Genomic DNA, 2,720 nt, shown 5'->3' with positions numbered 1-2,720 from the left:
ATCAGCGGCTTCCAGGGCGCGCGGGACGACGGCGAGACGGTGACGCTGGGGCGCGGCGGGTCCGACACCTCCGCCGTGGCCATCGCGGCAGCACTCGGCCCGGCGCCCTGCCACATCATCACCGATGTCGACGCCGTGTTCGATCGCGATCCCGCCGTGCACGCGGATGCGCGCCGGATCGGCGAGATCGATCCGCTCGCCCTCGTCGTCCTCGCCGAGTCCGGGGCCAGGGTGGTCCACGCGGAGGCGGCACGGCTGGCGCTGGCGCACGGCGTCACGCTCCGCATCTACGCGCACTGGGCGCCGCTCTCCGGGCGCGGCGGAACCGTCGTCCGTGCCGCGCGGGCGCTGTCGGAGGCCGCATGAGCCGCCGCGAGCTGCACGTCCAGCGCGTCCCCCGCTTCGAACTGGAGTCGGGTCAGGTGCTGCACGGCGTCCGGCAGGCGTACCACCTGGACGGCGTGCTGAACGAGGATCGCGACAACGTCGTCCTCGTCTTCCACGCCCTCACCGGGTCGGCCGACGCGGCGGGCGGATGGTGGACGGAGGTGATCGGCCCCGGCAAGCCGATCGACACGAACCGCCACGCCGTGCTCTGCGCCAACCTGCTGGGCTCGTGCTACGGCACCACGGGGCCGTGGGAGCCGGGGCGCGCCGACTTTCCCCTCGTCACGACGCGCGACCAGGCGCGACTCGTCCAGCTCCTGGTGGACGAACTCGGCATCACCCGCGTCGCCCTCGCCCTCGGCGGATCGCTGGGCGGGATGGTGGCGATGGAATGGGCCGTCCAGAACCCGCGAGTTGCGGAGTCCGTCGTCGTGCTCGCGGCCCCGGCGGCGCACACGGCATCCGCCATCGCATGGAACCACATCCAGCGGCAGGCCATCGAGGCCGCGGGCGAGCGGGGGCTGGAAATCGCCCGGATGATCGGGATGATGACCTACCGCACGCCGGACGAGCAGGCGTCGCGGTTCGGGCGGCGGCGGGAGGTGGATGGGGGATGGTCCGTCGCCTCGTACCTGGAGCACCACGGCCGCAAGCTGCGCGACCGCTTCGATCCACGCAGCTACGTGGCGCTCACCCGGGCCATGGACAGCCACGACGTGGGCCGCGGCCGGGGCGGGGTCGCGACCGCGCTGAAGTCCATCGAAGGCCGGCTGATTGGCGTCGGCATCCCCGGTGACCTGCTGTACAGCGACGGGGACGTGCGGAGCTGGGCGGACGCGGCGGGGGCGGAGTACCGGGAAATCCACTCTATCCACGGCCACGACGCGTTCCTGCTGGAGCCCGGACAGACGGCCCGCATCCTGGCCGACGCGCTGGAGCCCGCTGCACAACTGACGGAAAGGTGATGATGAGCATTGCACTGAAGATCGGGACCGTGGACGTCCGCGTCCCGGTAGTTCACGGCGGCTCGCGGGTGGTCCGCGTTGCGCTCGCGGGATGCGGAACGGTGGGTGGCGACCTCGTCCGGCTGCTGCACCAGGGTGCGGACGAGATCCGCGCGCGCCACGGCCTGCGGTTCGAGCTCGTCCGCGTGCTCGTGGCGCACGGCGAGCGCCCGCGGCCGGGCGAGCTGGACCGCGCGCTGCTGACGACGGACGTGGACTCCTTTCTCGCCACGGACGCGGACCTCGTCGTGGAGGCGATCGGCGGCTCCGTCCCGGCGCTCCGCATTGCGCGGGCGACGCTGGCGGCGGGGCGGCGGCTGGTGACGGCCAACAAGGCGCTGATTGCGGCGCACGGGCCGGAACTGGCGGAGCTGGCGCGGATCCACCGCGGGCGGCTGGACTTCGAGAGCTCGGTGATGGGCGGCGTCCCCGTGATCCGCGCCCTGCGCGAGCCGCTGTCGCTGACCGGCATCCGCTCGATCCACGGCATCCTGAACGGGACCACGAACTACATCCTCAGCCGCCTGGAGGATGGATGGACCTTTCCCGCCGCGCTGGCGGAGGCGCAGGCGCGCGGGTTCGCCGAGGCGGACCCGTCGCGCGACCTGAGCGGCGAGGACGCGGCAGACAAGGTGCGCATCCTGGCGTGGCTGGCCTTCGGCGCCGATCCCGCGCGGCTCAATGTGCGCCGCCGCGGGCTTGGCGACGGCGCCGAGCGGCTGGCGCACGCCGCGAGCGCGCTAGGTGGCGTCGTGCGGTTGGTCGCAGAGGCGGCGCGGCTGCCGGGGGGCGTGGTGGCGAGCGTGGAGCCGGTGCTCGTCGCTACCTCGTCGGAGCTGGGGCGCACGCGCGACGAGGAGAACGCGGTGGTGATCGAGAGCGAGTGGAACGGGCGGGTGCGGCTGTCCGGACCGGGTGCGGGCGGCGCGCCTACGGCATCGGCGCTGCTGGGAGACATGGTGCGCTCCACGGTCCGCCACCGCGCGCCCGCGGGAGGCGCGACCCCGAGCATCCCCGACCGCCGCCCGCACGCCTGGGCTATCGCGGTGGAGCGCGGCCAGCTCCCCGAAGCCGCGCTCCGTGCGACGCTGGACCGCGTGGAGGTGGAGGTGGACCGCATTGCCCGCGGCAAGGGGGTGAGCGTGATGCGGACGCACCCCACGCCGTGGCCGCGCATCGGCTTGGCGGTGCGGGCGCTGGAGGGGCAGGGGCTGGCGCCGGCGGTGCTGCGGGTGGCGGAGTGATGGCCCGCGCCCGGGGCACGGGCGACTAAAGTCGCTGCAACAACCACACGAAGTCCGCCTGCGCGGACTGGCTTGCGGCGGTGTG

Annotated in this window: 2 protein-coding genes and 1 pseudogene; all 3 read left to right on the top strand. The window is 73.8% G+C overall.

Features of this window, described 5'->3' with window-relative positions; genetic code table 11:
* Nucleotides 1–366, top strand: a pseudogene (locus VIB55_RS07230) (aspartate kinase); the annotation flags it as partial.
* The gene (locus tag VIB55_RS07225) at nucleotides 363–1,352 is read left to right on the top strand and encodes a homoserine O-acetyltransferase family protein (protein ID WP_331875998.1); all 990 of its coding nucleotides are present in this window, start codon (nucleotides 363–365) and stop codon (nucleotides 1,350–1,352) included. The pseudogene VIB55_RS07230 and the gene VIB55_RS07225, both read left to right, overlap by 4 nt.
* 2 nt (nucleotides 1,353–1,354) lie before the next feature.
* Complete coding sequence (locus VIB55_RS07220) at nucleotides 1,355–2,635, top strand: homoserine dehydrogenase (protein ID WP_331875997.1); 1,281 nt, start codon at nucleotides 1,355–1,357, stop codon at nucleotides 2,633–2,635.
* The last annotated feature ends 85 nt before the right edge of the window (nucleotides 2,636–2,720 follow it).

The sequence above is a fragment of the Longimicrobium sp. genome (genome assembly GCF_036554565.1).
Classification (GTDB): domain Bacteria; phylum Gemmatimonadota; class Gemmatimonadetes; order Longimicrobiales; family Longimicrobiaceae; genus Longimicrobium.
The sequence above is the reverse complement of the archived record's forward strand: the minus strand, read 5'-3'. Positions and strand labels throughout refer to the sequence as shown.

What these genes read in the sequence shown, in the direction of transcription:
- VIB55_RS07220 (WP_331875997.1), top strand. Translation starts at nt 1,355, where the DNA reads ATGAGCATTGCACTGAAGATCGGGACCGTGGACGTCCGCGTCCCGGTA.
- VIB55_RS07225 (WP_331875998.1), top strand. Translation starts at nt 363, where the DNA reads ATGAGCCGCCGCGAGCTGCACGTCCAGCGCGTCCCCCGCTTCGAACTG.